General features: G+C 33.1%; 21 protein-coding genes, 1 other RNA gene and 2 pseudogenes. 10 read left to right on the forward strand and 14 right to left on the reverse strand.

The window, feature by feature from the left end; all coding sequences use genetic code 11:
* Positions 1-27 precede the first annotated feature (27 nt).
* The 3 genes from ACHRV3_RS14670 (at position 28) to ACHRV3_RS14680 (ending at position 2,739) form a co-directional block, all read left to right on the forward strand.
* Positions 28-1,074: a helix-turn-helix domain-containing protein gene (locus tag ACHRV3_RS14670; protein WP_395435065.1), complete on the forward strand. Its 1,047-nt coding sequence runs from the start codon at positions 28-30 to the stop codon at positions 1,072-1,074.
* 78 nt (positions 1,075-1,152) lie between these two features.
* Entirely contained in the window at positions 1,153-2,289 is a 1,137-nt protein-coding gene (gene bshA / locus ACHRV3_RS14675; protein WP_230002453.1) for an N-acetyl-alpha-D-glucosaminyl L-malate synthase BshA, read from the forward strand.
* Positions 2,290-2,316: 27 nt separating this feature from the next.
* A complete protein-coding gene (locus ACHRV3_RS14680) occupies positions 2,317-2,739 on the forward strand; it encodes a protease complex subunit PrcB family protein (RefSeq protein ID WP_047773369.1) in 423 nt (140 codons plus the stop codon).
* A 255-nt stretch (positions 2,740-2,994) separates the two neighbouring features.
* On the opposite strand, the gene ACHRV3_RS14685 is transcribed toward ACHRV3_RS14680, so the two are convergent.
* Together ACHRV3_RS14685 and ACHRV3_RS14690 are read right to left on the reverse strand one after the other, a co-directional pair.
* Positions 2,995-3,492, reverse strand: a complete 498-nt coding sequence (locus tag ACHRV3_RS14685; RefSeq protein ID WP_047773368.1) for a hypothetical protein — start codon at positions 3,490-3,492, stop codon at positions 2,995-2,997.
* Positions 3,493-3,841: 349 nt separating this feature from the next.
* Complete coding sequence (locus ACHRV3_RS14690) at positions 3,842-4,666, reverse strand: UDP-2,3-diacylglucosamine diphosphatase (protein ID WP_047773365.1); 825 nt, start codon at positions 4,664-4,666, stop codon at positions 3,842-3,844.
* A gap of 188 nt (positions 4,667-4,854) precedes the next feature.
* Between ACHRV3_RS14690 and aroC the strand changes: the two genes are divergently transcribed.
* Both aroC and ACHRV3_RS14700 read left to right on the forward strand, forming a co-directional pair.
* Entirely contained in the window at positions 4,855-5,913 is a 1,059-nt protein-coding gene (gene aroC / locus ACHRV3_RS14695; protein WP_395435064.1) for a chorismate synthase, read from the forward strand.
* A gap of 55 nt (positions 5,914-5,968) precedes the next feature.
* Positions 5,969-7,249, forward strand: a complete 1,281-nt coding sequence (locus ACHRV3_RS14700) for a dicarboxylate/amino acid:cation symporter (protein ID WP_395435063.1) — start codon at positions 5,969-5,971, stop codon at positions 7,247-7,249.
* 127 nt (positions 7,250-7,376) lie between these two features.
* On the opposite strand, the gene ACHRV3_RS14705 is transcribed toward ACHRV3_RS14700, so the two are convergent.
* Entirely contained in the window at positions 7,377-7,499 is a 123-nt protein-coding gene (locus ACHRV3_RS14705; protein ID WP_255663336.1) for a hypothetical protein, read from the reverse strand.
* Positions 7,500-7,886: 387 nt separating this feature from the next.
* On the opposite strand from ACHRV3_RS14705, the gene ACHRV3_RS14710 reads away from it, so the two are divergent.
* On the forward strand, positions 7,887-10,040 hold the full coding sequence (locus ACHRV3_RS14710; RefSeq protein ID WP_230002451.1) for a response regulator: 2,154 nt from the start codon (positions 7,887-7,889) through the stop codon (positions 10,038-10,040).
* Here the strand turns inward: ACHRV3_RS14710 and ACHRV3_RS14715 are convergent.
* Both ACHRV3_RS14715 and ACHRV3_RS14720 read right to left on the reverse strand, forming a co-directional pair.
* A complete protein-coding gene (locus tag ACHRV3_RS14715) occupies positions 10,037-11,287 on the reverse strand; it encodes a DEAD/DEAH box helicase (RefSeq protein WP_047773358.1) in 1,251 nt (416 codons plus the stop codon). The two genes, ACHRV3_RS14710 and ACHRV3_RS14715, sit on opposite strands and share 4 nt — an antisense overlap.
* A gap of 133 nt (positions 11,288-11,420) precedes the next feature.
* Positions 11,421-12,458 (reverse strand): formimidoylglutamase, encoded by a 1,038-nt coding sequence (locus ACHRV3_RS14720; RefSeq protein ID WP_047773355.1) that lies wholly within the window; start codon positions 12,456-12,458, stop codon positions 11,421-11,423.
* Positions 12,459-12,554: 96 nt separating this feature from the next.
* Here ACHRV3_RS14720 and ACHRV3_RS14725 point away from each other — a divergent pair, with 96 nt between their 5' ends.
* On the forward strand, positions 12,555-13,433 hold the full coding sequence (locus tag ACHRV3_RS14725) for a hypothetical protein (protein ID WP_395427084.1): 879 nt from the start codon (positions 12,555-12,557) through the stop codon (positions 13,431-13,433).
* Positions 13,434-13,503: 70 nt separating this feature from the next.
* On the opposite strand, the gene hutI is transcribed toward ACHRV3_RS14725, so the two are convergent.
* Positions 13,504-14,742, reverse strand: a complete 1,239-nt coding sequence (hutI, locus tag ACHRV3_RS14730; RefSeq protein WP_047773351.1) for an imidazolonepropionase — start codon at positions 14,740-14,742, stop codon at positions 13,504-13,506.
* A gap of 6 nt (positions 14,743-14,748) precedes the next feature.
* Positions 14,749-15,798, reverse strand: coding sequence for a glutaminyl-peptide cyclotransferase (locus tag ACHRV3_RS14735; protein ID WP_395427083.1), 1,050 nt, complete (start codon positions 15,796-15,798; stop codon positions 14,749-14,751).
* An 88-nt stretch (positions 15,799-15,886) separates the two neighbouring features.
* Between ACHRV3_RS14735 and ffs the strand changes: the two genes are divergently transcribed.
* Positions 15,887-15,984, forward strand: an RNA gene (gene ffs / locus ACHRV3_RS14740) — signal recognition particle sRNA small type.
* A gap of 275 nt (positions 15,985-16,259) precedes the next feature.
* The gene (locus ACHRV3_RS14745) at positions 16,260-17,063 is read left to right on the forward strand and encodes an SDR family oxidoreductase (protein WP_395427082.1); all 804 of its coding nucleotides are present in this window, start codon (positions 16,260-16,262) and stop codon (positions 17,061-17,063) included.
* 342 nt (positions 17,064-17,405) lie between these two features.
* Here ACHRV3_RS14745 and ACHRV3_RS14750 read toward each other — a convergent pair whose 3' ends face one another.
* The 3 genes from ACHRV3_RS14750 to ACHRV3_RS14760 all read right to left on the reverse strand — a co-directional run bounded on the left by ACHRV3_RS14750 (position 17,406) and on the right by ACHRV3_RS14760 (position 18,730).
* Positions 17,406-17,777 (reverse strand): hypothetical protein, encoded by a 372-nt coding sequence (locus ACHRV3_RS14750; protein WP_395435061.1) that lies wholly within the window; start codon positions 17,775-17,777, stop codon positions 17,406-17,408.
* Between the two features lie 230 nt (positions 17,778-18,007).
* Positions 18,008-18,319, reverse strand: a complete 312-nt coding sequence (locus tag ACHRV3_RS14755; RefSeq protein WP_395435236.1) for an RHS repeat domain-containing protein — start codon at positions 18,317-18,319, stop codon at positions 18,008-18,010.
* A 63-nt stretch (positions 18,320-18,382) separates the two neighbouring features.
* On the reverse strand, positions 18,383-18,730 hold the full coding sequence (locus ACHRV3_RS14760) for a hypothetical protein (protein WP_395435060.1): 348 nt from the start codon (positions 18,728-18,730) through the stop codon (positions 18,383-18,385).
* Between the two features lie 167 nt (positions 18,731-18,897).
* Between ACHRV3_RS14760 and ACHRV3_RS14765 the strand changes: the two are divergent.
* Positions 18,898-18,984 (forward strand): annotated as a pseudogene (locus tag ACHRV3_RS14765) (short-chain dehydrogenase/reductase); the annotation flags it as partial.
* A gap of 453 nt (positions 18,985-19,437) precedes the next feature.
* On the opposite strand, the gene ACHRV3_RS14770 reads toward ACHRV3_RS14765, so the two are convergent.
* The 4 genes and pseudogenes from ACHRV3_RS14770 to ACHRV3_RS14785 all read right to left on the reverse strand — a co-directional run bounded on the left by ACHRV3_RS14770 (position 19,438) and on the right by ACHRV3_RS14785 (position 22,853).
* Positions 19,438-19,806, reverse strand: coding sequence for a YbbC/YhhH family protein (locus ACHRV3_RS14770; RefSeq protein WP_395435059.1), 369 nt, complete (start codon positions 19,804-19,806; stop codon positions 19,438-19,440).
* Positions 19,807-19,869: 63 nt separating this feature from the next.
* Positions 19,870-20,214 (reverse strand): annotated as a pseudogene (locus ACHRV3_RS14775) (DUF4329 domain-containing protein); the annotation flags it as partial.
* 283 nt (positions 20,215-20,497) lie between these two features.
* Positions 20,498-20,971, reverse strand: coding sequence for a DUF4348 domain-containing protein (locus tag ACHRV3_RS14780; RefSeq protein ID WP_395435058.1), 474 nt, complete (start codon positions 20,969-20,971; stop codon positions 20,498-20,500).
* Between the two features lie 1,210 nt (positions 20,972-22,181).
* Positions 22,182-22,853, reverse strand: coding sequence for a hypothetical protein (locus ACHRV3_RS14785; RefSeq protein ID WP_395435057.1), 672 nt, complete (start codon positions 22,851-22,853; stop codon positions 22,182-22,184).
* Positions 22,854-22,901 lie beyond the last annotated feature (48 nt).

Genomic DNA, 22,901 nt, shown 5'->3' on the forward strand with positions numbered 1-22,901 from the left:
CTTTGACTTCATTAATTAATTTTGCAATTGGCACAAAAACTATTGAATTTGGGAGTAAATAAAACAGTAGAAGTATTAGAAAAAGAAATAGTAGCTTTCTTTAAAAAAGAATCTGATGTCACCGAAAAAGACTTTTTAGAGAATGCTTTGGGGCGTTTCAAAATCAATAATATTTATGATAGCAAGGAATTTATTATCAAGGAATATTCCTGTACTTATTTTATAGACTACGATTTAAAATTCAAAACAGAAGCGTCTAATTTTATCCAGATTGCATTTTTTCTCAATGACAAAGTGTTGAAAGACAAGATTAATAATCAGGTTAATGAATATTTGCCGTATCATAACTATATCTATTATACGGAGGAGGATGCAGATGTTGACATTTATTTTAAAAAAGATGTAGAATATCGCAACCTTGATATCTATGTAGCCGAAGATTATTTTCATCACCTCGTTAATACTTCAAACGAGTTTGTTAAAAAGTTTATTCTTTTAATCAATCAGAAAAAATCCTGTAGTTTATTTGAAAATGGTATTCCGGTAAACTCGCAAATGATGAGTGCTTTAGCAGAAATAAAAAGATATACCAAAAAAGGTATTGCTAAAGATTATTATGTAAAAAGCCGTATCATGACACTTTTGCAACTAATTTTTGAGGAAGAAGAAAACAGAAGAAGCATTATTGGCGACAAAAAGCACCATACAGTAAAGGAGCAGGAAATTGAAAAAATACATGATATCAAGGATTTTATAAATAAAAATCTGCATGAGTTTTATACCATTGAAAACCTTTCAACACTTTTTGAAATTAACGATTTTAAAATTAAAAAGGGATTTAAAGAACTTTTTAATATGGGGGTTTTTGAGTACAGTACTAAAATGAGGATGAAGTATGCTCAGAATATATTAAAGACCACTAAGTTGTCTATTAAAGAAATAGCTTATAAAATTGGGTACGGATCTCCTTCTTCGTTTTCGGCAGCCTTTAAAAAAGAGTGCTTTGTAAGTCCAAATGTTTATCGGGAAAAAATGGAGTTGCCTTCTACAGACATAGTGACTGCTCCAGTTTAAGTTTAGTTGCTTTTTAACTTAATTTTCACTTCTACTAAAGGCTATTTTTGAGTACTTTCGTAATACTAAATTTAATACATGAAAATAGCTATAGTTTGTTATCCGACCTTTGGCGGTAGTGGTGTAGTAGCCACTGAGTTAGGTCTTGAATTAGCCAGACGCGGACACGAAATACATTTTATCACTTATAGTCAGCCCGTTAGACTGGCACTTTTGAATCCAAATGTACATTATCACGAAGTGAATGTTCCGGAGTATCCTCTTTTTCACTATCAGCCTTATGAATTGGCTTTATCAAGCAAATTGGTTGATATGGTGAAATTATACAAGATTGAAGTACTGCACGTGCATTACGCCATTCCACATGCTTATGCGGGCTATATGGCGAAACAAATGCTGAAAAACGAAGGGATTAATTTGCCTATGATTACGACACTTCACGGTACAGATATTACCTTAGTTGGAAATCATCCGTTTTATAAGCCGGCGGTGACTTTTAGTATCGATAAATCCGATTATGTGACTTCGGTTTCCCAAAGTTTGAAAGACGATACCTTAAAATTATTCAAAATCAAGAATAAAATAAAGGTGATTCCGAATTTTATTGAGTTGGATAAAATGGTAAAAGATCCGCAAGCACCTTGTCATCGTTATGTGATGGCGAAGGAAGACGAACGAATCATTACCCATATCAGTAATTTCAGAAAGGTAAAACGCATTCCGGATATCATTAAGATTTTCTATAACATTCAGAAAGAAATCCCTGCTAAACTAATGATGGTTGGTGATGGACCGGAAAAAGAAAAAGCCGAGATTTTGTGTCAGGAATTAGGGATTTTGGACAAAGTAATCTTCTTTGGAAACAGTAATGAAATTGATAAGATTTTGTGCATGACCGATTTGTTTTTGCTTCCATCTGAAACAGAAAGTTTCGGTTTGGCAGCACTAGAAGCAATGTCTTGCGGAGTTCCTGTAATTTCAAGTAATTCAGGAGGTCTGCCGGAGGTGAATTTTGATGGCGTTTCGGGTTATTTGAGCAATGTAGGTAATGTAGAAGAAATGGCTGCCAATGCGCTAAAAATTCTAAAAGATGATGCAACTTTGAATCAGTTTAAAGCAAATGCTTTAGAGGTGGCAAAAAAGTTTGATATCAAAAATATATTACCTGTATATGAAGCGTTGTATCAAAAAGCGATAAACGATTATAAAAATTAGAGACACTAATCTTAAAAGTAACCTTAGATGAAAAAAGTAATTTCAATTGTAACCGTTTTTGTTCTGATTTCGTGTGGAACAACAAAGACAACAGATTCGAAAGCGCTATTTGAAATTTTGACAGCGCAATCTGACGGTGGTGGAAATATTAAATTCTTTGAAATTTTGACGGAGCCCAACGAAATCAAGATGCTTGAAAATGATCCGCTTTTGAAAGATAAAATGAAACAGGATGATATTAATACTTCTAATTATATTATTCTGAATATGGGTGAAAAAAATACAGGAGGTTACTCTATTGGAGTTGAAAAAGTAGAAGAAACCGATAAAAATATTATTATAACCGTAAAAGAAAATAGCCCGGCTCCCGATGCTATGACTGCGCAGGTGATTACGTATCCGTATACAGTGGTTAAAATTCATTCGAAGAAAGAAATTATCATCAAATAAATTTCTTTTTTGATTGCCATAAAAAAAACCTGTCCTTTTGAAGAGACAGGTTTTGTTTTTTACAATTTTTTTTAGGGGCTCAAATAAAATTTTGAGCGATGTTTTTAGGGGATTTTGTTATAGCCTCTAAAAATATTTTTGCCACAGATTAAAGGATTAAAAGGATTGGATAATCTGTGAAAATCAATTTAATCTGTGGCGTTTTTTTTTAAATTCGGCCTTACAGGCTTTTAGTTTATAAAAATTTCGTTTTTATTAAAACTTAAATTTAACTGCTAAACCTACGTCAAAACCAAAGTTATCATCGTCATAATATCCTGAACCAATTTCCGGTCTTACATCTAAAGACAGTAAAATAGGCACTTTATCAAAACCATATTCTATTCCAACATCTCCGGCTGCAAAAACATAAGTACCACTATCGTTGTATCTTGAATTGTAATAACGGTAATCATATTCCCAAGCAGCTAAACCACCACCAACACCAGCATACCAGTTAAAACCACCCTCAATGTTCCAAACCCATTGATAAAGAGCTACGGCCTTAACAGCATCTACGTTGTCGCTGTTTCTCCAACCTAAATCAAATTCTAATCTGTTGTTTTTAAATAAACCGCGTTGGTAGGATACTTCTCCACCAAATCCGTTGTTATCTCCTAAACGAACACCAATTGCATTTTTGGCGATTTCCTGAGATTGAGCCGTAAATGCTAAGCCTAATAGCATAATGGCTGATAAAATAATTTTTTTCATAAAAAGGTTATTAATTTTTTCAAACTTACAAGTATTGTTTAGGCTAAGAAGTATAAGATTATTGCGAATTGTTATATAATTCACATTTGGGCTTTTTTTTTGAGGTTCAGAGATACAGAGGGGTAGAGAGGCAAAGGTTTGTGGGCCTAGAAAAAAGCTTTGAAACTTTTTTCTAATTAAAAATAAGTTTTGTCAAGTGTTAGTGCTGTCTTTATAGATTTTCTACTATTGTCACCCTGAGCGAAGTCGAAGGCTAGTTGGGTAAAAAAGGGCTTCGACTTCGCTCAGCCTGACAATTATGGTGGGGCTTTGCACCTTGATATAAGAAAAAATATTTCCGGAGGGCTGTTTATTTGGTTTTTAGAATTGAAGTAATCAAATGATTGCTTAAGTTATCTTCCATTTCAAAAAGGTTTTCCTCTTCTGCAAAATTGCTTTCGGAGTAGGAGAATAATTTCCAGCGTTTTTTATGGTATTCTAAAGCCGTTAAATTTTCGACCCAGTCCCCGGAATTCAGGTATAAAGTAGATCCGTGTTTGTTTTCTTTCTCAATTATTTTGGGTTCGTGAATATGCCCGCAGATGACATAATCGTATTTTTTTTCGATGGCCAAATCAGTGGCTGTTGTTTCGAAATCCGAAATAAATTTTACCGCTTTTTTGACACTGGCTTTTATTTTTTTAGAAAAAGAATAAGGTTCTTTTCCGAGTTTAGATAAAAACCAATTGACAAAACGGTTCATGAGAATGAGGTAATCATATCCTAAACCACCTAGTTTTGCGATCCATTTAGAGTGTTGTACGGAAGCATCAAAAACGTCTCCGTGGAAAATCCAGGCCTTTTTACCGTCAAGTTCTAAAATTAATTTATCTACCAAGGCAAAATTCCCCATGTTCATGTCGCTGAATTTCCTGAGAATTTCATCGTGGTTTCCGGTAATGTAATACACCTTAGTGCCTTTAGAAGCCATTCCGATTATTCTTTGGATAACCCTTAAATGATTTTTTGGAAAATAAGATTTTCTAAATTGCCAGGCGTCTATAATGTCACCATTTAAGACTAATATTTTGGGCTTTATGCTTGATAAATAGTTGTTTAGTTCTTTGGCGTGGCTACCGTATGTTCCTAAGTGGACATCTGAAATAATGACCAATTCAACATTTCTTTTTTTCAATTTTTCTTGATTTGAAGTTTTACAAATGAAGCAAACTCAAACCGATTTTGTTTTATGGAAAGGTTATCAATTCGACCTCAATTTTAACAAATTGTGATTTTTAAACAACTTAGTCTTTATTTAATATTACCAATTTTAAATTTTTTAATTTAATTCTTAAAACTTACATTTGCTCAAAACTAATTACAATGGCAGGAAATAGCTACGGCACCTTATATAAAGTTACCACTTTTGGGGAATCCCATGGTGAAGCTTTAGGTGGAATTATCGACGGTTGTCCATCTGGAATAGAACTTGATCTGGAAGCAATTGAAGTTGAAATGTCCCGCAGAAAACCAGGACAGTCCGCAATCGTAACACAAAGAAAAGAACCGGATAGCGTTCAGTTTTTATCCGGAATATTTGAAGGTAAAACAACCGGGACTCCGATTGGTTTTATTATTCCGAACACCAACCAAAAATCAGACGATTACTCTCATATAAAAGACAACTACAGACCAAGCCATGCTGATTACGTATACGATCAGAAGTATGGTTTTCGCGATTATCGTGGAGGAGGAAGAAGTTCTGCTCGTGAAACAGCTAGCAGGGTAGTAGCCGGAGCAATTGCAAAACAAATGTTGCCGGAAATTAAAATTAATGCTTACGTTTCTTCTGTAGGGCCAATTCACTTAGATACTCGTTATCAGGAATTGGATTTTTCGAAAACAGAAAGTAATCCCGTACGTTGTCCTGATGAAAAAGCAGCGGCAATAATGGAAGAATATATTCGTGATATTCGCAAGCAAGGAGATACCGTAGGAGGTATTGTTTCCTGCGTAATTCAGAATGTACCAGTTGGTCTGGGAGAACCTGTTTTTGATAAACTACACGCAGAATTAGGAAAAGCAATGCTTTCTATCAATGCTGTAAAAGGTTTTGAATACGGAAGCGGTTTTTCAGGATCAGAAATGAAAGGTAGTGCACATAATGATTTATACAATCCCGACGGAACTACCCAGACAAATCGTTCAGGTGGTATTCAAGGTGGAATCAGTAACGGAATGGATATTTACTTCAGAGTAGCTTTCAAACCTGTTGCGACTATCATGCAGACTCAGGACTCATTAGATAATAAAGGAAACATTACACCAATGACCGGAAAAGGACGTCATGATCCGTGTGTAGTACCTCGCGCAGTGCCAATTGTGGAAGCAATGGCGGCGATTGTTTTGGCCGATTTTTATTTAATCAACAAAACATATTAATAAATTGTAAGGCAGTGAGGGCCTTATGTTTTAATTATAAACAAAAAATAAATTAATGCAAAGTACAGAAACCAAAAAAAAATCATTTCTTTCAGGATTAACAGGGCAGATTTTAATTGCAATGATTCTTGGAGCAGTTTTAGGGATTATTTTACACAATTATATTTCGCCTGAGGCTGCGAAATCATTTAGTGTAAAAATAAATATGCTTGCAACCATTTTTATCCGTTTGGTGCAAATGATTATTTCTCCTTTAGTTTTTACAACACTTGTGGTTGGAATTGCTAAATTGGGTGATATAAAAGCAGTTGGAAGAATTGGAGGAAAAGCTTTAGGCTGGTTTTTTACAGCTTCTTTTATTTCTCTGTTAATTGGATTGTTTTATGTGAATCTTTTAGAGCCTGGATTGGGTTTGAATTTGGGACATGTTGATTTAGCAACTGCTCACGAAGTAACAGATAAAACGCAATCGATTACTTTTGAGAATTTTATCGTACACATCGTTCCTAAAAGTGTTGTGGAAGCAATGGCAACCAATGAAATTTTACAGATTGTAATCTTTTCTATTTTCTTCGGTTTGGCTGCTGCATCATTAGGAGATACGGTAAAGCCGGTTGTAAACGCTTTGGATAAGATTTCTCATATTGTTTTAAAAATGGTTAACTATGTAATGAACTTTGCACCAATAGGAGTTTTTGGAGCTATTGCAGGAGTTTTTGCAGTGAAAGACTTTCAGGAACTAGCCGTTTTCTATTTCAAATTCTTCGGATCATTTCTAATTGGAATCAGCACCTTATGGGTTGTATTGATTGTTGTGGGTTATATTTTCTTAAAAGGAAGAATGAATGAGTTGTTAAAACGCATTATAGGGCCATTAGTAATTGCTTTTGGAACAACTAGTAGTGAAGCGGTTTTTCCTAAATTAACAGAAGAATTAGAGAATTTTGGAGTAAAAGATAAAGTAGTATCGTTTATGTTGCCACTTGGTTATTCGTTTAACCTTGACGGAAGTATGATGTATATGACATTTGCGAGTATTTTTATCGCACAAGCTTATGGTATACCTTTAGATTTAGGAACTCAGATGGTAATGCTTTTGGTTTTAATGTTAACCAGTAAAGGTATTGCAGGTGTTCCAAGAGCAAGTTTGGTTGTTGTGGCAGCTACTTGTGGAATGTTTGATATTCCTGCTGCAGGTATCGCGTTAATATTGCCAATTGATCACTTCTGTGATATGTTTAGAAGTGCTACTAATGTTTTAGGGAATGCTTTGGCAACATCAGTGGTTGGACAATGGGAAAATGATAAAGAGGCTGAAACTCCGTTAGAGAATTAAAAAATAAACGAAAATAGTTATAATTAAAAAAGCCGTAATAATCACTTATTACGGCTTTTTTGTATGTTTTGGTTTTCTCCGGTTTTCTTTGAAGTTGGTTATATCGTAAAGTAAACCTTAGAAGAACTTATGCAGCAACTTTTCCTTTTCTGCCTTCTTCGGGATCTGGGACATCTCCGCCTAGAATTGTTTTTTGTTCTGCTTTACTTAGTTTTTCAATCTCGCTCAATTTTAAAAAATTTTCTATCATGTTTTTTTGGTTTTAAATGCCCCAATCTTATAAAAACACTTGGGGCTTGTGTTTATAAGGTTTGTTAAAGATAAAATTATTTTTCATTAATTATCTTAAATTACTGATTATTTTTTAATGAAATGTGTTTTTGTTAGGTTAAATATCGTAAAGCCTTGGTTTTGTTCGTGTGACCTTTATTTGTTTTTGATTTTACAAAGACGGGAAAAAAAGAGGCCGTAAACTGAAAAATACTAGTGTGGATAGTTTAAAAAGTGGAAGAAATAAGATCATTCCGGATCAAATTAATGTTGTAAAAATCAAGATATTATTTTCTGTTTTAATAATGTATATTTGAATAAATATTTTCAAATTATGTTTCGATTTCGAATCTTTTTATCATGTTTTTTGGTATTTAATTTTTTTTCATTCAATGCATTGGGACAAAGTGATTTGTCATCAGTTCAGATCGATAAACTTATACTGGAAGCACTGTCTGATTTAAGAGAATCTAATTTTGAAAAATCATTAATTCATTCAAGAGTTGCGCTGGATCATTCCACGAAAACCAAAAACGATTATTTTATTGCCCGTTCTTATAATATTATAGCAGCCAATTACAATGAATTAGGAGAACTTGATAAGGCGATTTTCTTTTATAAAAAAAGCCTGCTATATGCTTACAAAGCTAAAAATGATAGCTTTAAGAATATGTTGTATAATAACCTGGGTAATATCTATTGTTTTGAAAAGAAAGAATATAGCCGTGGTGTTGAATTTTACAAAAAATCAATTGAACTTAGTTTAAAAATTAAGGATTCAACGCAGATTTATTTTACTTATGTGAATATTGCGTGGTCGTATTTTGATGTGGGTCAGTTTAAGAATGGATATCCTTATTTGCAGTTTATCAATGCGAATCAGAAGAAGTTTCAGTTTGATGATACCATTGTTATTACAAATATGTTAAACGGAATGTACTGCAGTCATCAGGGAGACATTCAAAAAGCAGATGACTATTTTAATAATGCGATACGATTAGGAAGAAATTATATAGAAAAAACAGATTTGTCAAATGCACATCTGGAATACTCGAAATTTTTGAGTGCAAATGGCAGGTATAAAGAAGCCTATGTTAATTTAGATGCATACAATAAAATAACAGAACAGATTTACAATGATGAAAAGATTAAAAGTGCTTCTATAGCAGGTTTTAACTTGGAATTAGACGAGTATAAAAGGCAAATAGATAAAATTGAGATTGAAAAAGATTCCCAATATCAAAGTCTTAAAAAATCAAGAATTATTGTGGTTTTGTTTGTGATGACTTCCTTTGTTCTTTTGTTATTAATCATTACGCTGGTTAAAAATATCAGATTTAAAAAGAAACACAATTTAGAGCTCTTAGAGGCAAAAGAAATAGCCGAGGAGGCCTCGCTACTTAAAACGCAATTTATTTCGACTATAAGCCACGAATTGCGCACTCCGCTCTATGGTGTTGTGGGGATAACCAATATGTTACTTGAGGAACATAAAGAATTGTCAAATAGCCAGCATTTGAGTTCGTTAAAATTTTCTGCCAGATACCTGCTGTCATTGGTAAATGATATTCTTCAGATTAATAAAATTGAAGAAAATAAAGTGGTATTGGAAAGTTTAACATTCAATATCTCAGATGAAATTGCGATGATCAAAAATTCGCTTTCTTTTTTATCACAAAAGAACAACAATAAAATTTCTACAATTATTGATGATGCTATTCCGGAATATTTAATTGGTGATAAATTAAGGCTGGCACAAATTCTGATGAATTTGGTGAGTAACGCACTGAAGTTTACCAAAGAAGGAGAGGTTGAAATTATAATCAATCTGGTAAAAGTAGAAGGGAAGATGCACTTTTTAGAATTTCGAATAAAGGATAACGGAGTAGGAATTGCAGCAATAGATCAGACGAAAATTTTTGAAAAGTTTGTTCAGGTCGGAAGAAAGGATGAAGATTATCAAGGTACTGGACTTGGTTTGAGCATTGTAAAAAGACTGTTAGGGCTCTTTAATACTACGATCGATTTGAAAAGCAAGATAGGCGAAGGAACCTTATTTACCTTTACAATCCCTTTTGAATACGATCCCGAGAAAACGAAACGTATTATAGATGAAATTCAGGTTGACCTGACATCAAATGAAGTTTTTAAAATTTTAGTTGTTGAAGATAATGCGATAAATCAACTTGTTACAAAGAAAATCATTGAGAAGAATAATTACATCTGTAAAGTAGTTGATGATGGTTTTGGGGCTCTTCAAATACTGGACAACGAATATTTTGACCTTATTTTGATGGATATTAACATGCCGTTAATGAACGGTTTTGAGACTACGAAAAGAATTCGTCAATTGGGGATCAAAACGCCTATTGTGGCGCTGACTGCTTTTGATAAAGATGAAATAACAGATGAAGCAATTTCTTCGGGAATGAATGATATCATTATTAAGCCGTTTGAACCCGTTAAATTGTTCAAAATAATCAATTACTTAGTAAGTGAAACAAAAAGCGTTGGTTGTTAATACCAACGCTTTTTGTTTTGTTTAGAAGCATTTGACTTTCTTGATTTATGAGCACCACCGCTTCGGTTTGAATTTTTAGGTTTCTCTGCCGTTGCGTCCGGAGTTCCTGAATGCCAAGGGTAAGGATGATCGGTAACAATGTTTACATCTACTTTTATCAGTTTTTTGATGTCTTTCCAATAAGGCTCTTCATCTTTACTGCAAAAAGAGATGGCAATTCCGCCGTTTCCTGCACGTCCTGTACGCCCAATTCGGTGTACGTAGGTTTCAGGGATGTTTGGTAAATCAAAGTTAATTACGAATGGTAATTGATCAATGTCAATTCCTCTTGCAGCAATATCAGTAGCAACAAGAACACCCACTTCTTTGTTTTTAAAAGCGTCCAAAACACGTTGTCTGGCATTCTGCGATTTATCTCCGTGAATGGCTTCTGCAGGGATTTCTTTTTTGCGTAATGCTTTTACGACATTATCAGCACCGTGTTTGGTTCTTGAAAAAACTAATACGTTTGATAAATTTTCGTTTTTTATTAAATGATAAAGTAAATTTCTTTTTTCTGTTTTCTCCACAAAATAAATACGTTGTTCTACATTTTCAGCAGTTGATGAAACTGGTGAAACTTCAACCTTTGCAGGATCTTGTAAAAACATTTCGGCCAATTCGCGAATGGCAATCGGCATCGTAGCAGAAAACAATAAGGTTTGACGGTTTTTAGGTGTAAGTTTTACGATCTTTTTTACATCGTTTATAAAACCCATATCCAACATCTGATCCGCTTCATCCAAAACCAAAGTGTGCAAATGGTCTAAGTCAAGAAAACCTTGTTTTTGTAAATCCAATAATCTTCCCGGAGTAGCAACCAATATATCGATTCCTTTTTTTAAGGCATCCACTTGTGGATTTTGTGAAACTCCACCAAAAATCGTTAATTGTGTCAGATTGGTATATTTTGCATAAGTGTCAAAACTTTGTCCAATTTGAACCGCAAGTTCACGGGTAGGAGTAACTATAAGCGCACGGATTTGTTTGGCTTTTTTAGAAGAACCAACAATTCGGTGTAACTGATGTATGATAGGAATAGCAAATGCAGCTGTTTTTCCGGTACCGGTTTGGGCACAACCAATCAAATCTCTTCCGGCCAAAACAATCGGAATAGATTGTTCCTGGATAGGAGTAGGATTTAGGTAGCCTTCTTCAAATACGGCTTTTTGTATACTTTTTGAAAGTGATAAATCTTCGAATAACATATCTTAGGTATTAAGATTTTAGTTTTAAGTACTAAAATTCTGTGCAAAGATAGCTTTATTCAGTCAATCGTTTATTTGAATCGGGTTTTATTTGGTAAATGGTTTAATTTTCAGCTGCTCGGGTCTTTTTAAATTAAATATTCTCGTTGTTGGCTTTGATGAAATCGGTGATCAGGTACCCGATTAATTTTCCAATTAAATGATTGTTTGGAGATTGATCTAAGTCCGGTGCTCCTTCGCAGATATGCAAATAAGTAGCGTTTTTATGTTCTCCGAAAAAGGAAATAAACTGACGCAATTCTTCTATCGAAAATCCGCTGATAGTCATAGCGCTGCTGGCAATGTTAGGGATGGCGTCGAGATCAATTTCAATTCCAAAAGGATCCGATTTGACAAAATCCAAAGCATAAATCATCTCTTTGTAGAACTCTTTTTCTTTTCGGATGTTAACACTGTCATAGGTGTTATAACGCACACGGTCTTCTATCTTTTTGATGATATCCAAGACACTTTTGGAAGTGTAATTCTCGTGTAATCCAAAAATAAAATACTTTTTGAGGAAACCTTCTTCATAAGCATAAGAGAATCCATTTCCGCTGTGACGCCCTTCCAGGATTCTAAAATCAGAGTGCGCATCAAAATTAATCGCGTTTACCGGTTTTCCTTTGGCCAGAGCAGAACCTTTTATATTTCCGTAGGCATTATTGTGGCCTCCGCCAATGATAATAGGGATTTTTCCGGCTTTAACAATATTAAAGATGATGTGAGAAACTTCTTTATCAATTTTTTCTACCAACTGGCTTAATTTCGAACGATCGTCAATATCATTAAAATCCAGATGTTCTACGTCACGCATTTCCTCCGTAACATTGATTTGGCCCAAAACAATAATCTGACTGCCTTTTGCGAAACGATTGTGTTGAATGTTGGCGATGCTTTTTATCGCACTTTCCCAAGCCGATGCTGCACCGGGTCTGCCATAATTAGCACGGATGCCGATATCTTCGGGGATTCCCAGAAGGACATACTTAGCCTCGCTCTCTTTTAGGAAATTAATTTTATCAGCTCCCTTAGGAATGATAATCATTTTTTCTCCAAATTTGATTTCGCCACTTCTATGATTGGTGACTTTAGCTAAATCGTTTATTGTAAATGGTATTAATTTCTCCATAAAAAAAAATATTGTTCAAAAATAATATAATTGTATTAACTTACGTTATTACGATATATTAATTCTTAAATTTGTTTTTAAAGAAAATTATTAAATATGGAAAACCCAAAGAACAACAACTCAAGTCTAAAAGCGGTAATCGCAGTTTTAGCAGTCCTACTGATAGGTAGCTTAGTGTATATTTTTAAATTATCTTCTGATACAGAGGTGGTTAAAACGGAGCTTACAAGCACTTTAACAGAGAAAGAATCTGTTATGAAAGATTTACAGGAATTGAAAGCAACCTATGATGCTGCAATTGCGGAAAACACTTCAATGTCTGATGAATTAATTCAGGAAAGAGATAAAGTAGTAGCTTTGATGGATGATTTGAATAAATCTAAAGGAGATGTATCTAAATACAGAAATCAAGTACAGGGGATGCAGACTAAAATGAAGACTTTAGTTGCTGAAAACGACGAATTGAAAAAACAAAATGGTGTTTTGACAGTTCAGAGAGACAGTACTATTGTAGTTTTAGGTGAATCAAAAAAATTCAATGAAGTATTAGTTGGTCAGAATGAAGAACTGTCTAAAACAGTTGAAAAAGGTTCTAAATTATCAATTCTGAATACAAAAACGGCAGCTTACAAATTGAGAAGCTCAGGTAAACAAATTGAAACTGATAAAGCAAGTCGTGCAGATGTTTTGAAAGTAAGTTTTACTATTGCTGAGAATCAAATTGCTAAATCTGGAGATAAAACGTATTATGTACAGGTTATTGACAGTAAAAACAATGTTTTAGGAGATAAAAAAACAGAAAGTTTTGGTGATAAATCATTGACTTACAGTTTTAAAACAACAGTTCAATACGAAAACAAATCGGTAAATGTTGTTGAAGATTTGCCAGGTAAGAATTTTGAAAAAGGAACTTACTTTATCAATGTTTTTGATAATGACGAATTGGTTTCTAAAACAAGTTTTAGCTTGAGATAAGACAATTCAGTTTTGAATAAAAAAAAGGTCTGTGAAATTTCACAGACCTTTTTTTATGGATAAGATTTTTTTAAACTAAAATTTTACCATCCAGAAATACACTTTCGATCAAATTGCTTCCAAAAGCATAAGGAATCTGGTAGTAAGATGAAATAGGCTTTGTGAGGATTAAATTGGCTTTCTTGCCTTTTGTGATACTTCCGTGGCTTTCTGAAAGTCCCATCGCATAAGCACCGTTTATTGTAGCGGCATTGATGGCTTCTTCAGGAGTCATTTTCATTTTGATGCAGGCTGTGGCTACAACAAAATTCATGTTTCCGGATGGAGTAGAGCCCGGGTTGAAATCGGTAGCTAAAGCCAACGGTAAACCTGCTTTTATCATTTCACGTGCCGGCGTGTAGGGGATGCTAAGGAAATAAGAACAAGATGGCAAAGCTACAGGCATTGTTTCGGTGTCTTTTAAAGCCTCAATGTCTTCCGGGTTCATAATTTCAAGATGATCAACTGAAAGAGCCTTAAATTTGATTCCGGCCTGAATTCCGCCTATCGAATTAAATTGATTCACATGGATCTTCGGAATTAAACCATGTTGTATTCCTGCTTCCATGATTTTTTCGGTTTCTTCAACAGAAAAATAACCCGTTTCGCAAAAAACATCGACATAATCGGCCAGTTTGTTTTGTGCAATTTGCGGTAGCATCTTCGTTATGATCTCTTCAATATAACCCGCTTTGTTTTCTTTGTAATGTAATGGAAATGCATGAGCACCTAAGAAAGTCGATTTTATTGTGATAGGATAATTTTCTGCCAGTTTTTTAATAACGCGAAGCATTTTTAATTCGCCTTCAATAGTTAGCCCGTAACCCGATTTGATTTCTACGGCTCCGGTTCCTAAATGCATTACTTCTTCTAAGCGAACTTTAGATTGATTGTAGATCTCGTCTTCTGAAGTTTCGTTGAGTTTTTTAGCTGAATTTAAAATTCCGCCACCACGATTTGCGATTTCTTCATAAGAAAACCCATTGATACGGTCTACGAACTCTTGTTCGCGGTTACCTGCGTACACAATATGGGTGTGACTGTCGCACCAGGAAGGTAAAACGATGCGTCCCGTTGCGTCAATAATTTTGTCAGCTTTGATTTTAGGAAGTAATTCCATTTCTCCAAAATCGGTGATTAAACCGTATTCTAAAATCAAAAAGGCATTTTTGATTGTGGGAAGAACAGCCATCTCCGCTCCGGATACTTTAGTAATTGAAGTTTCACGAACCTGTAGCAGCTCTTTTATGTTGGTAATTAGTGTTATCATCTATTTTTATTCAGTAACGGTTATTTCGAACATTTTGTTCCAATTTTTACCCGTTACAAAAATAGTTTTTGTTGCAGGGTTGTAGGCAATACCGTTTAAAACATCATCTGTTTTAACGTTCACTAATTTACGAAGACCAGACATGTTCAGGATTCCTTCAACTGCACCAGTTGCGGGGTCTACAACAGCAATAGCATCTTTTAGGAAGATATTTGCATATAATTTTCCGTTGATTAATTCCAATTCATTAATAGCTTTGATTTTTGAAGTTCCGGAGTATACATTAATATAGTCGATCATTTTTTGAGTAGTAGGATCCATCTTCCAGATTTTTTCCGTTCCATCTGATTGATAAATGTATTTTCCGTCATTTGTCATTCCCCAGCCTTCAATTTCTTTGTCGAATTCAAAAGTTTTCTCCAGTTTTAAAGTTTTAGCATCATAAATGAAACCGGTTTTTTCCTGCCAGGTCAATTGAAACAATTTCCCGTTGATGAAAGTAATTCCTTCTCCAAAATATTCACTAGGAAGAGCAATTTGTTTGATTACTTTTCCGGTTTTATAATCCAGCGCTCTAAAATAAGAGTCTCCTTTTTGTCCGGTGCTTTCGTATAAAGTACCATCATGAAACTCTAGGCCTTCAGTAAAGGCAGCAGTATCGTGCGGATAGGTGTTTATGATTTTATAGTTTAGTGCTTTTGGTTCAACATTAGAAACTATTTCAATTCTTTTAGTAGCGTCCGAAGAATCTCCGCCAAAATAAATGGTAGCTTTTAAGTATTGGTACCCTAATTTTTGATCTTTTAATTCAAATTTGAATTTTTCAGCACTTTTAGTGTTACCCACTTTTTTGTCGTTTACAAAGTAAACAATGCTATCGATTTTTTTTAAATTGGGGTTTAAAATAGCAATCGAAACCGCTTCTTTTGACGTAAAATGGGCTGGAAAAGCAGCATCATCAATAGTAAATAAAGAATTTTCATCTTTTTTTATACCGTTACATCCAATTAATGTAATTCCTAATAAAATGACAGCTAGGAAGTTATGTTTTTTCATAGTTTAAAATTTGAATAAGCCAATATACAACGATAATTTTATAGCAACAAAGCTCTTGCAAAAATATAAAAAGATTGTATATTTGCACCGGCAAGTCCTACACGACCAGCTCCTGCAGACTCCCCCAGGATGGGAACATAGCAAGGGTACGTGGTTGAGCGGTGCGATGTAGGTCGCTTGCCATTTTTTATTTTATCGCATTTCTTTTTTTAGAATTAATACAAAAGTAGTCTTCCTTATGGAGGATTTTTTTATTTTTGGACCTTAGGGAAATGGGAAATGTAATGTGTGATAAGTGAAATGTGCTCACAAGATGCAGAAGGATTAATGAATATCATTTGACTTGTAAGGCCTACAATATTTTACGATTAACATATTACAATTAACATTTCACATCTCGCAGTTAACATTTCACAACCAACATCTTACATTTCATAAATAAACATTTCACAAAAAAAGCAATGAGTAAAGTCGTTTTAATTACCGGAGGATCATCAGGAATTGGAAAATCTATTGGTGAATTTTTACACCACAAAGGTTTTATAGTGTACGGAACAAGTCGAAATCCTGAAAAAGTAGTAAATTCTGTTTTTCCACTTGTAGCTTTAGATGTTCGAGATGTGACGTCGATAAAGAATGCGGTAAGCAGTATTATTGCGACAACCGGCCGTTTGGATGTTGTGATTAATAACGCAGGAGTTGGAATTACGGGACCTTTGGAAGAAATTCCGATGGAAGAAATTAAGAACAATTTCGAAACTAATTTTTTTGGGCCCATTGAGGTCATGAAAGCTGCTTTACCCCAAATGAGGGAACAGAAGTCAGGTTTGATAATTAATATTACTTCGATTGCCGGTTATATGGGTTTGCCTTACAGAAGTGTTTATTCGGCCTCAAAAGGGGCGTTGGAGCTTATCACGGAGGCCTTGCGTATGGAAGTGAAATCGTTTGGTATCAACATCACGAATGTGGCACCGGGTGATTTTGCCACTAATATTGCTGCCGGTCGTTATCATGCGCCTGTAATTAAGGGATCTGCCTATGAAAAAGTCTATGGTGAAACGCTTTCGACGATGAATGAACATGTTGATGCAGGAAGTAACCCTAACGAAATGGCGGAAGCTATTTACAAAATCATACTGACCAAAAAGCCTAATGTTCACTACAAAGTTGGAGTTTTTATGCAGAAATTTTCAATTGTATTAAAACGAATTCTTCCCGATACGGTTTATGAGAAGATGTTGATGAATCATTATAAGTTGTAGGGATGTAAAAATCTCGTGAATTAAAGCTGACAGGTTTTTAAAACCTGTCAGCTTTGGTTTTTTAAGGTATTTAATTCTTGCAGGTGCCTTAGTTTTTGGATTTAATGTTTTAAGTATCAGCCTGGTATTCTTTTGATCTTCATAGATAGTAATCTTGTTGTTTTTGCCTTCGAAGATTTTTAGTATACTTCAAGGAGCGGGGGCTTTTTTATTGTAAAACATACAAATGCCCAAGTAGATCTACTTGGGCTTTCTTGTTTTTGTTTCTGTGTGTTTGTCGTTGCGGGTGCTAAGTCAGGGACATTCGACCTCTCGCTCATTGGAAACTCTTCTGAAAATGTATTAATTCAGTTTTTTTAAAACTATTTTGTTATTAAATAAGAGCTCATTTTTGTTATTAATTTTTATTTCCTGAGTGCGAACACTCATATACCCGCTTTGTAATGTCTCATTAACATTGCTTGGTTCATCGCAGGATAATATTATTAATTTTATACTCTTGGCATATTTCCATTTTCCATTACAACCAGATTTAGCCTCTAGAGATTTAATTTTAAATTCGAAAGTACTATCAATATTTAAGAAAAGTTGGTAGTTGTAATCTTTTCCCGTTGCCATATAAGTTCCGGATAGATTATCAGTATTACTTTTAGTGATTTTACAAGAAGTTAATAAAATCATCAACACTATTGAATAAGTTATACTTTTTATCATTATTTCTTTTTTAAAGTTGTAATAGAATTATATGTGAAATTACTTGGTAGACTTTGCAATCCGGTATTATTTGGATAACCTCGTATAATATCTGCTCTTGTGGAATTTGTATTTAAAGGGGAAACAGCAGTATTTGCTGTACCTCCTCGGGCATAAATTTTATTTCCAGTAGAATCATTTACATTTTGTAGCCTATCTCTAGTACTAATAACAGCAGATTTTTGTCTATTTTATTCTTGTTGACTACCAGGTGTTACGATCATACCATCTGGGTCTATGAAAAATACAGGATTGTTCATTGCATATGCATAGGGGCTAAATCTACACGATTTTTCAGCTAAAGGGTCAATATTCATCCAACGACCAAGCGCAGGGTCATAATTCCTTGCACCATAGTCGTACAAATTTAATTTATTGCCTGAAATATCATCATCTTGCAGTTCTTTTCCATTGTCCTTATATTTATTATCTATCCCATTTACGATACCGTTGTACCCCTTTTGAGCTAATCCAAAAGCATAATAATTATTCTCCTGAACAATTTCAGCAGTATTTACAGCACCGTTATTGTCTTTGTCCCGATAACTTAATTAACCTATTCAAAATTATTTATAAATTTTGCCATTACAATCGAAATTAAAGTTTAAAATACTATCTTTTTTGTGGATACTAAAAATAAGTTCTCCTTTTCTTTTGATAATAGTGTCACCTATTTCTATGTATTCTTTATATTTAACCCACCATCTATCACTTCTAGAGGAATTGCAATTACACTCATTTTTTGTAATTGGATGAATTCCTTTATAATTGAATCTACTATCTGTATTGCTTGGTATTTTGTAGACAATCAAAAGACATTCATCTCTCTTTAAATCTTCTGCTGAAGCATCACAATCATAAGTAGGGCCGCATGAAAACAAACACATACACGCGATAATAATTTTATATTTCATAATTATAATTTCAAATAGTCTTTTTGTTTTGGTGACTCTATAATTTGCCCCAATACCGGGTTTTATATTATAGTTCAGGCTATGTGTTATGTCTCTTGGTGAAGATGTATATGTTGATTACTCCCTTTGCCAAATATAACACTTTACGAATGTGAAAGTTCCTAGTTTTTATGCAGAAATTTTCAATTGTATTAAAACGTATTCTTCCCGATACAGTTTATGAGAAGATGTTGATGAATCATTATAAGTTGTAGGGACGTAAAAATCTTGTGAATTAAAGCTGACAGGTTTTTAAAACCTGTCAGCTTTGGTTTTTTAGGGTATTTAGTTCTTGCAGTTGCCTTAGTTTTTGGATGTAATATTTTAAGTATCAGTCTGGTATTCTTTTGATCTTCATAGATAGTAATCTTGTTGTTTTTGTCTTTGAAGGCTTTTAGTATACTTTAAGGAATGGGGGTCTTATTTTATTTTAAAACATACAAAAGCTCAAGTAGATCTACTTGGGCTTTCTTCTTTTTGTTTGTTTTTGAGTGTTTGTTGTTGCGGGTGCGAAGTCAGAAGACATTCAGTTCGCTCATTAGAGCTCTTCGGATAGTTGGGGAAAAGAGGTAATAATGCACCCTTAGCCTTGTCTTCATATTTATAAATACAAAATCTAATCAATAGTTAAGAAACATTTTATCTATTTAATTATAGACAGTACAATTTTATTTTCCATGATAAATTTTTAATATTTTACAATCACTTTTTTGTATTTCTATATATGCGACACCTCCTTTAGTTCCTAGATTAGCATTTTGTAAAGTTCCTTTGATAATCCATATCCCTAAACTAGTAAGTTCTGCAGTAAATGGTTTCTCGTTATATATTTTTTTTCCGTAGATTGGTAGCCAAACTGCTTCTGCAATTTTTATAGCTGTCTCTTTATTTGGTACTAAATCATTTGGAAGAGGATCATCAGGATATGAATCTATTCTTTTGTAAACGATCTTATTTTCATCCTTTTCTTGTGCACTTACATGATAACTTACAAGTAACAAGAAAGGTATAAAAGCTAAAAAAAAAATCTTTTTCATAATTTACAAATTTAATAATTTATATTCTGTTTTTAATAACACTAGTGACATAGGATTTCTTTATTATAAACGTGGCGTATCTGGAAAATGAGTTGGCGGTTTTGGTGTTGGACTTGGCACTATCGGCATTGGAGCCAAAGGCACCACAGGCATTACAGATGGAGGCGAACTAGAATCATTGCGATCATTTTCTAAATTGTTATTAATTATGAACTCACCATCCCCATTTGGAAAGAGTATTAGCAAATTTCCACTAGGAGTTGTAAGATAACCAGTATTTCCTGATTTCCTATTACCCACTTTATTCTCATCCGAAAACCGATCATTCCATGTTTTAATGCCTCCATCATATGAACCATGACTATGAATATCTGCCGTCCTAGTTGTTTCTTTGGGTGCAGAGTTTGTAAGAACTGAGACATTCGCTACAGAATTGCATTAGAACTCTTTGTAGAGCAGGATAAACGAACTCCAGATAAGCAATGTTGTACTTTTAGAAGATAATAAGACTTTGCAAATTAAGATTAAAAAATTGGAAGAGTAAGTTTTTGATTTAGAAAATAAAAAAAGAGACAGTTTCATGGTTTTTGAAACTGTCTCTTTTTGTTTGTCCATCGTTGCGGGTACGAAGTCAGGAGACGTCGCACAACATCTCTGTATTTTAGGAAACACTTTGAGGAGCGGGTTAATCTTATGAAGACTCATCTTTTATTTTAACTAAATACCAACATCCATTTATTAGATTGAATTCATACGATATATATATACCATTATCATAGCCAAATCGAGTGTAAATCACTTTGTTTTTAGTAGTTTTTTTCTTGATAGTAAATTTGCCTGTTTTCGAATTCATTGCTTTTGAGTCATCTGCAAAATTTATATATCTGAATTCAGATTCATTTCTAATTAACTCGGTCTTTAATTCTTCATAAGAATCTTCTCCGTAATACTGTGACTTTAATGGATAAGCAATCATTCTTTTTTGATAAACACTATCCTTTGCAAATTTTTTGAAAAAAGTTTCAAAATCAGAAATACAATTTTTATTTGATATTTCCTTTACATCTACAATTTTATCTTTTGGAAGTGCTTTAGTGTTTTTATTGAATTCTTTGCAACTAAGAATTAAAGTTGCTGTTATTAATAATATAGAAGTTTTTCTCATGTTTTTATCGGTAAATGGTTTGGAATTGTTGGTAATAGTGCTGGTCTCGGAATTGGCATACGTAGTAAGCCAGGTATAAGAATTGACATAGGTAATGAGTTAGGTATCGGAGCAGGGAGTAAATAATATGGCAGATAAAAAAATGAAGTCATTATTACAATGTTCGCTATGACAACATTAAAATGCGATCCACAATTAAAGGAATATTACAATAAGAAAAGAAACTCCTTATATCAATTCTTATAAATTTGCATCTTAATTTTTTAATGATATTATTTGTTTTTTATCATAGAATGCATAGCATCCCGATTTTTAATAATATATGTTTCTTAAAGAAGACTTCGCAGAGCGGGGATATTAAGTAACTAATCCAATGATAACAAAATATACAAAAAAAGATATATGAATAAATAATGTAATATAAACTCCTTTTCTTAAAGCTTCTGTTTTAAAAAAATAAAATAAAGAGCAAATTATTGTTAAAACAAATAACCAACAAAGAGAATAGAAAATTAAAATATCATCTAAGGAATTGATTATTAATGGGGTGTTTTTTTTAGAATAAATAAGCTTATATATGTATTTAGATAAATCTGAAAATAAAAATCTAAATAAAATGATTTTAGAATCGCAAAAATAAAAAAGTATATAAAAAAGGGGTATAATTAATATTGTAATTTTTTTTAAAAGAGTTTTCATATAGTTATTGATATTTTGATAAGATGATTAAAAACTTGCGTTAGCAGAATAAACTTTTCCTTTATACATATAAACATTTTATTTTCAAAAAAAATAAATGAATTATGAAACGTTCCGTCATTAAATGTAATTTTCATTGTAGGTAATCCATATGGTGTTACTTTTAAGCCAGTCATTATACGATTCTTATCTGGTGATATATGCTCTTTTTTTTCGATAATAAAACCTACATCTTTATCAACTAAAAATCTACCATCCAAGCTTCTTTTAATTTTAAATTTTGTTTCAGAAACTCTTTCTATATTACTAATTGCACCTTTGGCTATCGAAGGTATAATATCCTCAAAATCGTCAACGTCAATTTTTGCTCCTACTTTTTCTTTTAGTACTTTTCTAGTTTTGCTTTCAACAGTTGCTCTCTGCTACTTTAGACCTTCACCATTTTCAGGATCATCTTTTGTTTCTCCTAAACTTTAAGTGTCATAGATTTAGTGTGTTGTTTCTCTGTGTTTTAGGGAACGCTTTGAGGAGCTGAGCCTTCTAAAATGTCATTAAGTTTTGAAGACATTTCATCTTTGGAAATAATTTCTCCTTTTAAAGATTCTTCATTATTAAATTCAGCGTAAAAAGATTGAAAAATTCCAAATTCCAATTCAACTTCTCCAATATCTTCAATGCCTAAATATTTTATAGATTCAATTTTTTCAATTGAGTTAGTCTTTATTTTTTCGATAAAAGAGATATCATTTGCTATATGATTAGCATCCCTAATTACAGAAGAAGTTAAAGAATCTAAAACTGTAATTATCGAAATTGCAAATTTATCATTATTAAAATTTTTGCAAAAATAAACCAAAGAACAATTAAACTGTTTTGATTTTGATGATTTATCAAAAGAAAATTCTGTGGAAACAATTGATTTTGCTTTAGAGAAACTGTCTAAGTCATAATCAGTAGTTCTCCCTAAAATTTCTCCTTGCAACATTTGCCCTGACACAAAAAAAACATCATTAATTCCAATAAATTTATAATTATAAAGTTTAGAAATTTCATTTGCCCGATTGTCAATGTTATTTTTTAAATCTGCTTTAGTTGATGTTACAACTGTAGATTTTAAAATTCCAGATACAACTTTTGTATTTTTTTTAAACAATAAAGTTACGCCAATGTTTATTTCTTCCATTATTTCTTTTTATTTGGATTTTGAGTCCAAGTTGAACCTTGTCTTTTT

The organism is Flavobacterium sp. FlaQc-49 (assembly GCF_044005985.1).
Lineage (GTDB): Bacteria > Bacteroidota > Bacteroidia > Flavobacteriales > Flavobacteriaceae > Flavobacterium > Flavobacterium cupriresistens.

Coding starts and splice junctions, on each gene's coding strand:
- bshA (WP_230002453.1), top strand. CDS start 1,153: ATGAAAATAGCTATAGTTTGTTATCCGACCTTTGGCGGTAGTGGTGTA.
- ACHRV3_RS14680 (WP_047773369.1), top strand. CDS start 2,317: ATGAAAAAAGTAATTTCAATTGTAACCGTTTTTGTTCTGATTTCGTGT.
- ACHRV3_RS14685 (WP_047773368.1), bottom strand. CDS start 3,492: ATGAAAAAAATTATTTTATCAGCCATTATGCTATTAGGCTTAGCATTT.
- aroC (WP_395435064.1), top strand. CDS start 4,855: ATGGCAGGAAATAGCTACGGCACCTTATATAAAGTTACCACTTTTGGG.
- ACHRV3_RS14700 (WP_395435063.1), top strand. CDS start 5,969: ATGCAAAGTACAGAAACCAAAAAAAAATCATTTCTTTCAGGATTAACA.
- ACHRV3_RS14705 (WP_255663336.1), bottom strand. CDS start 7,499: ATGATAGAAAATTTTTTAAAATTGAGCGAGATTGAAAAACTAAGTAAA.
- ACHRV3_RS14715 (WP_047773358.1), bottom strand. CDS start 11,287: ATGTTATTCGAAGATTTATCACTTTCAAAAAGTATACAAAAAGCCGTA.
- ACHRV3_RS14720 (WP_047773355.1), bottom strand. CDS start 12,458: ATGGAGAAATTAATACCATTTACAATAAACGATTTAGCTAAAGTCACC.
- ACHRV3_RS14725 (WP_395427084.1), top strand. CDS start 12,555: ATGGAAAACCCAAAGAACAACAACTCAAGTCTAAAAGCGGTAATCGCA.
- hutI (WP_047773351.1), bottom strand. CDS start 14,742: ATGATAACACTAATTACCAACATAAAAGAGCTGCTACAGGTTCGTGAA.
- ACHRV3_RS14735 (WP_395427083.1), bottom strand. CDS start 15,798: ATGAAAAAACATAACTTCCTAGCTGTCATTTTATTAGGAATTACATTA.
- ACHRV3_RS14745 (WP_395427082.1), top strand. CDS start 16,260: ATGAGTAAAGTCGTTTTAATTACCGGAGGATCATCAGGAATTGGAAAA.
- ACHRV3_RS14750 (WP_395435061.1), bottom strand. CDS start 17,777: ATGATAAAAAGTATAACTTATTCAATAGTGTTGATGATTTTATTAACT.
- ACHRV3_RS14760 (WP_395435060.1), bottom strand. CDS start 18,730: ATGAAATATAAAATTATTATCGCGTGTATGTGTTTGTTTTCATGCGGC.
- ACHRV3_RS14770 (WP_395435059.1), bottom strand. CDS start 19,806: ATGAAAAAGATTTTTTTTTTAGCTTTTATACCTTTCTTGTTACTTGTA.
- ACHRV3_RS14780 (WP_395435058.1), bottom strand. CDS start 20,971: ATGAGAAAAACTTCTATATTATTAATAACAGCAACTTTAATTCTTAGT.
- ACHRV3_RS14785 (WP_395435057.1), bottom strand. CDS start 22,853: ATGGAAGAAATAAACATTGGCGTAACTTTATTGTTTAAAAAAAATACA.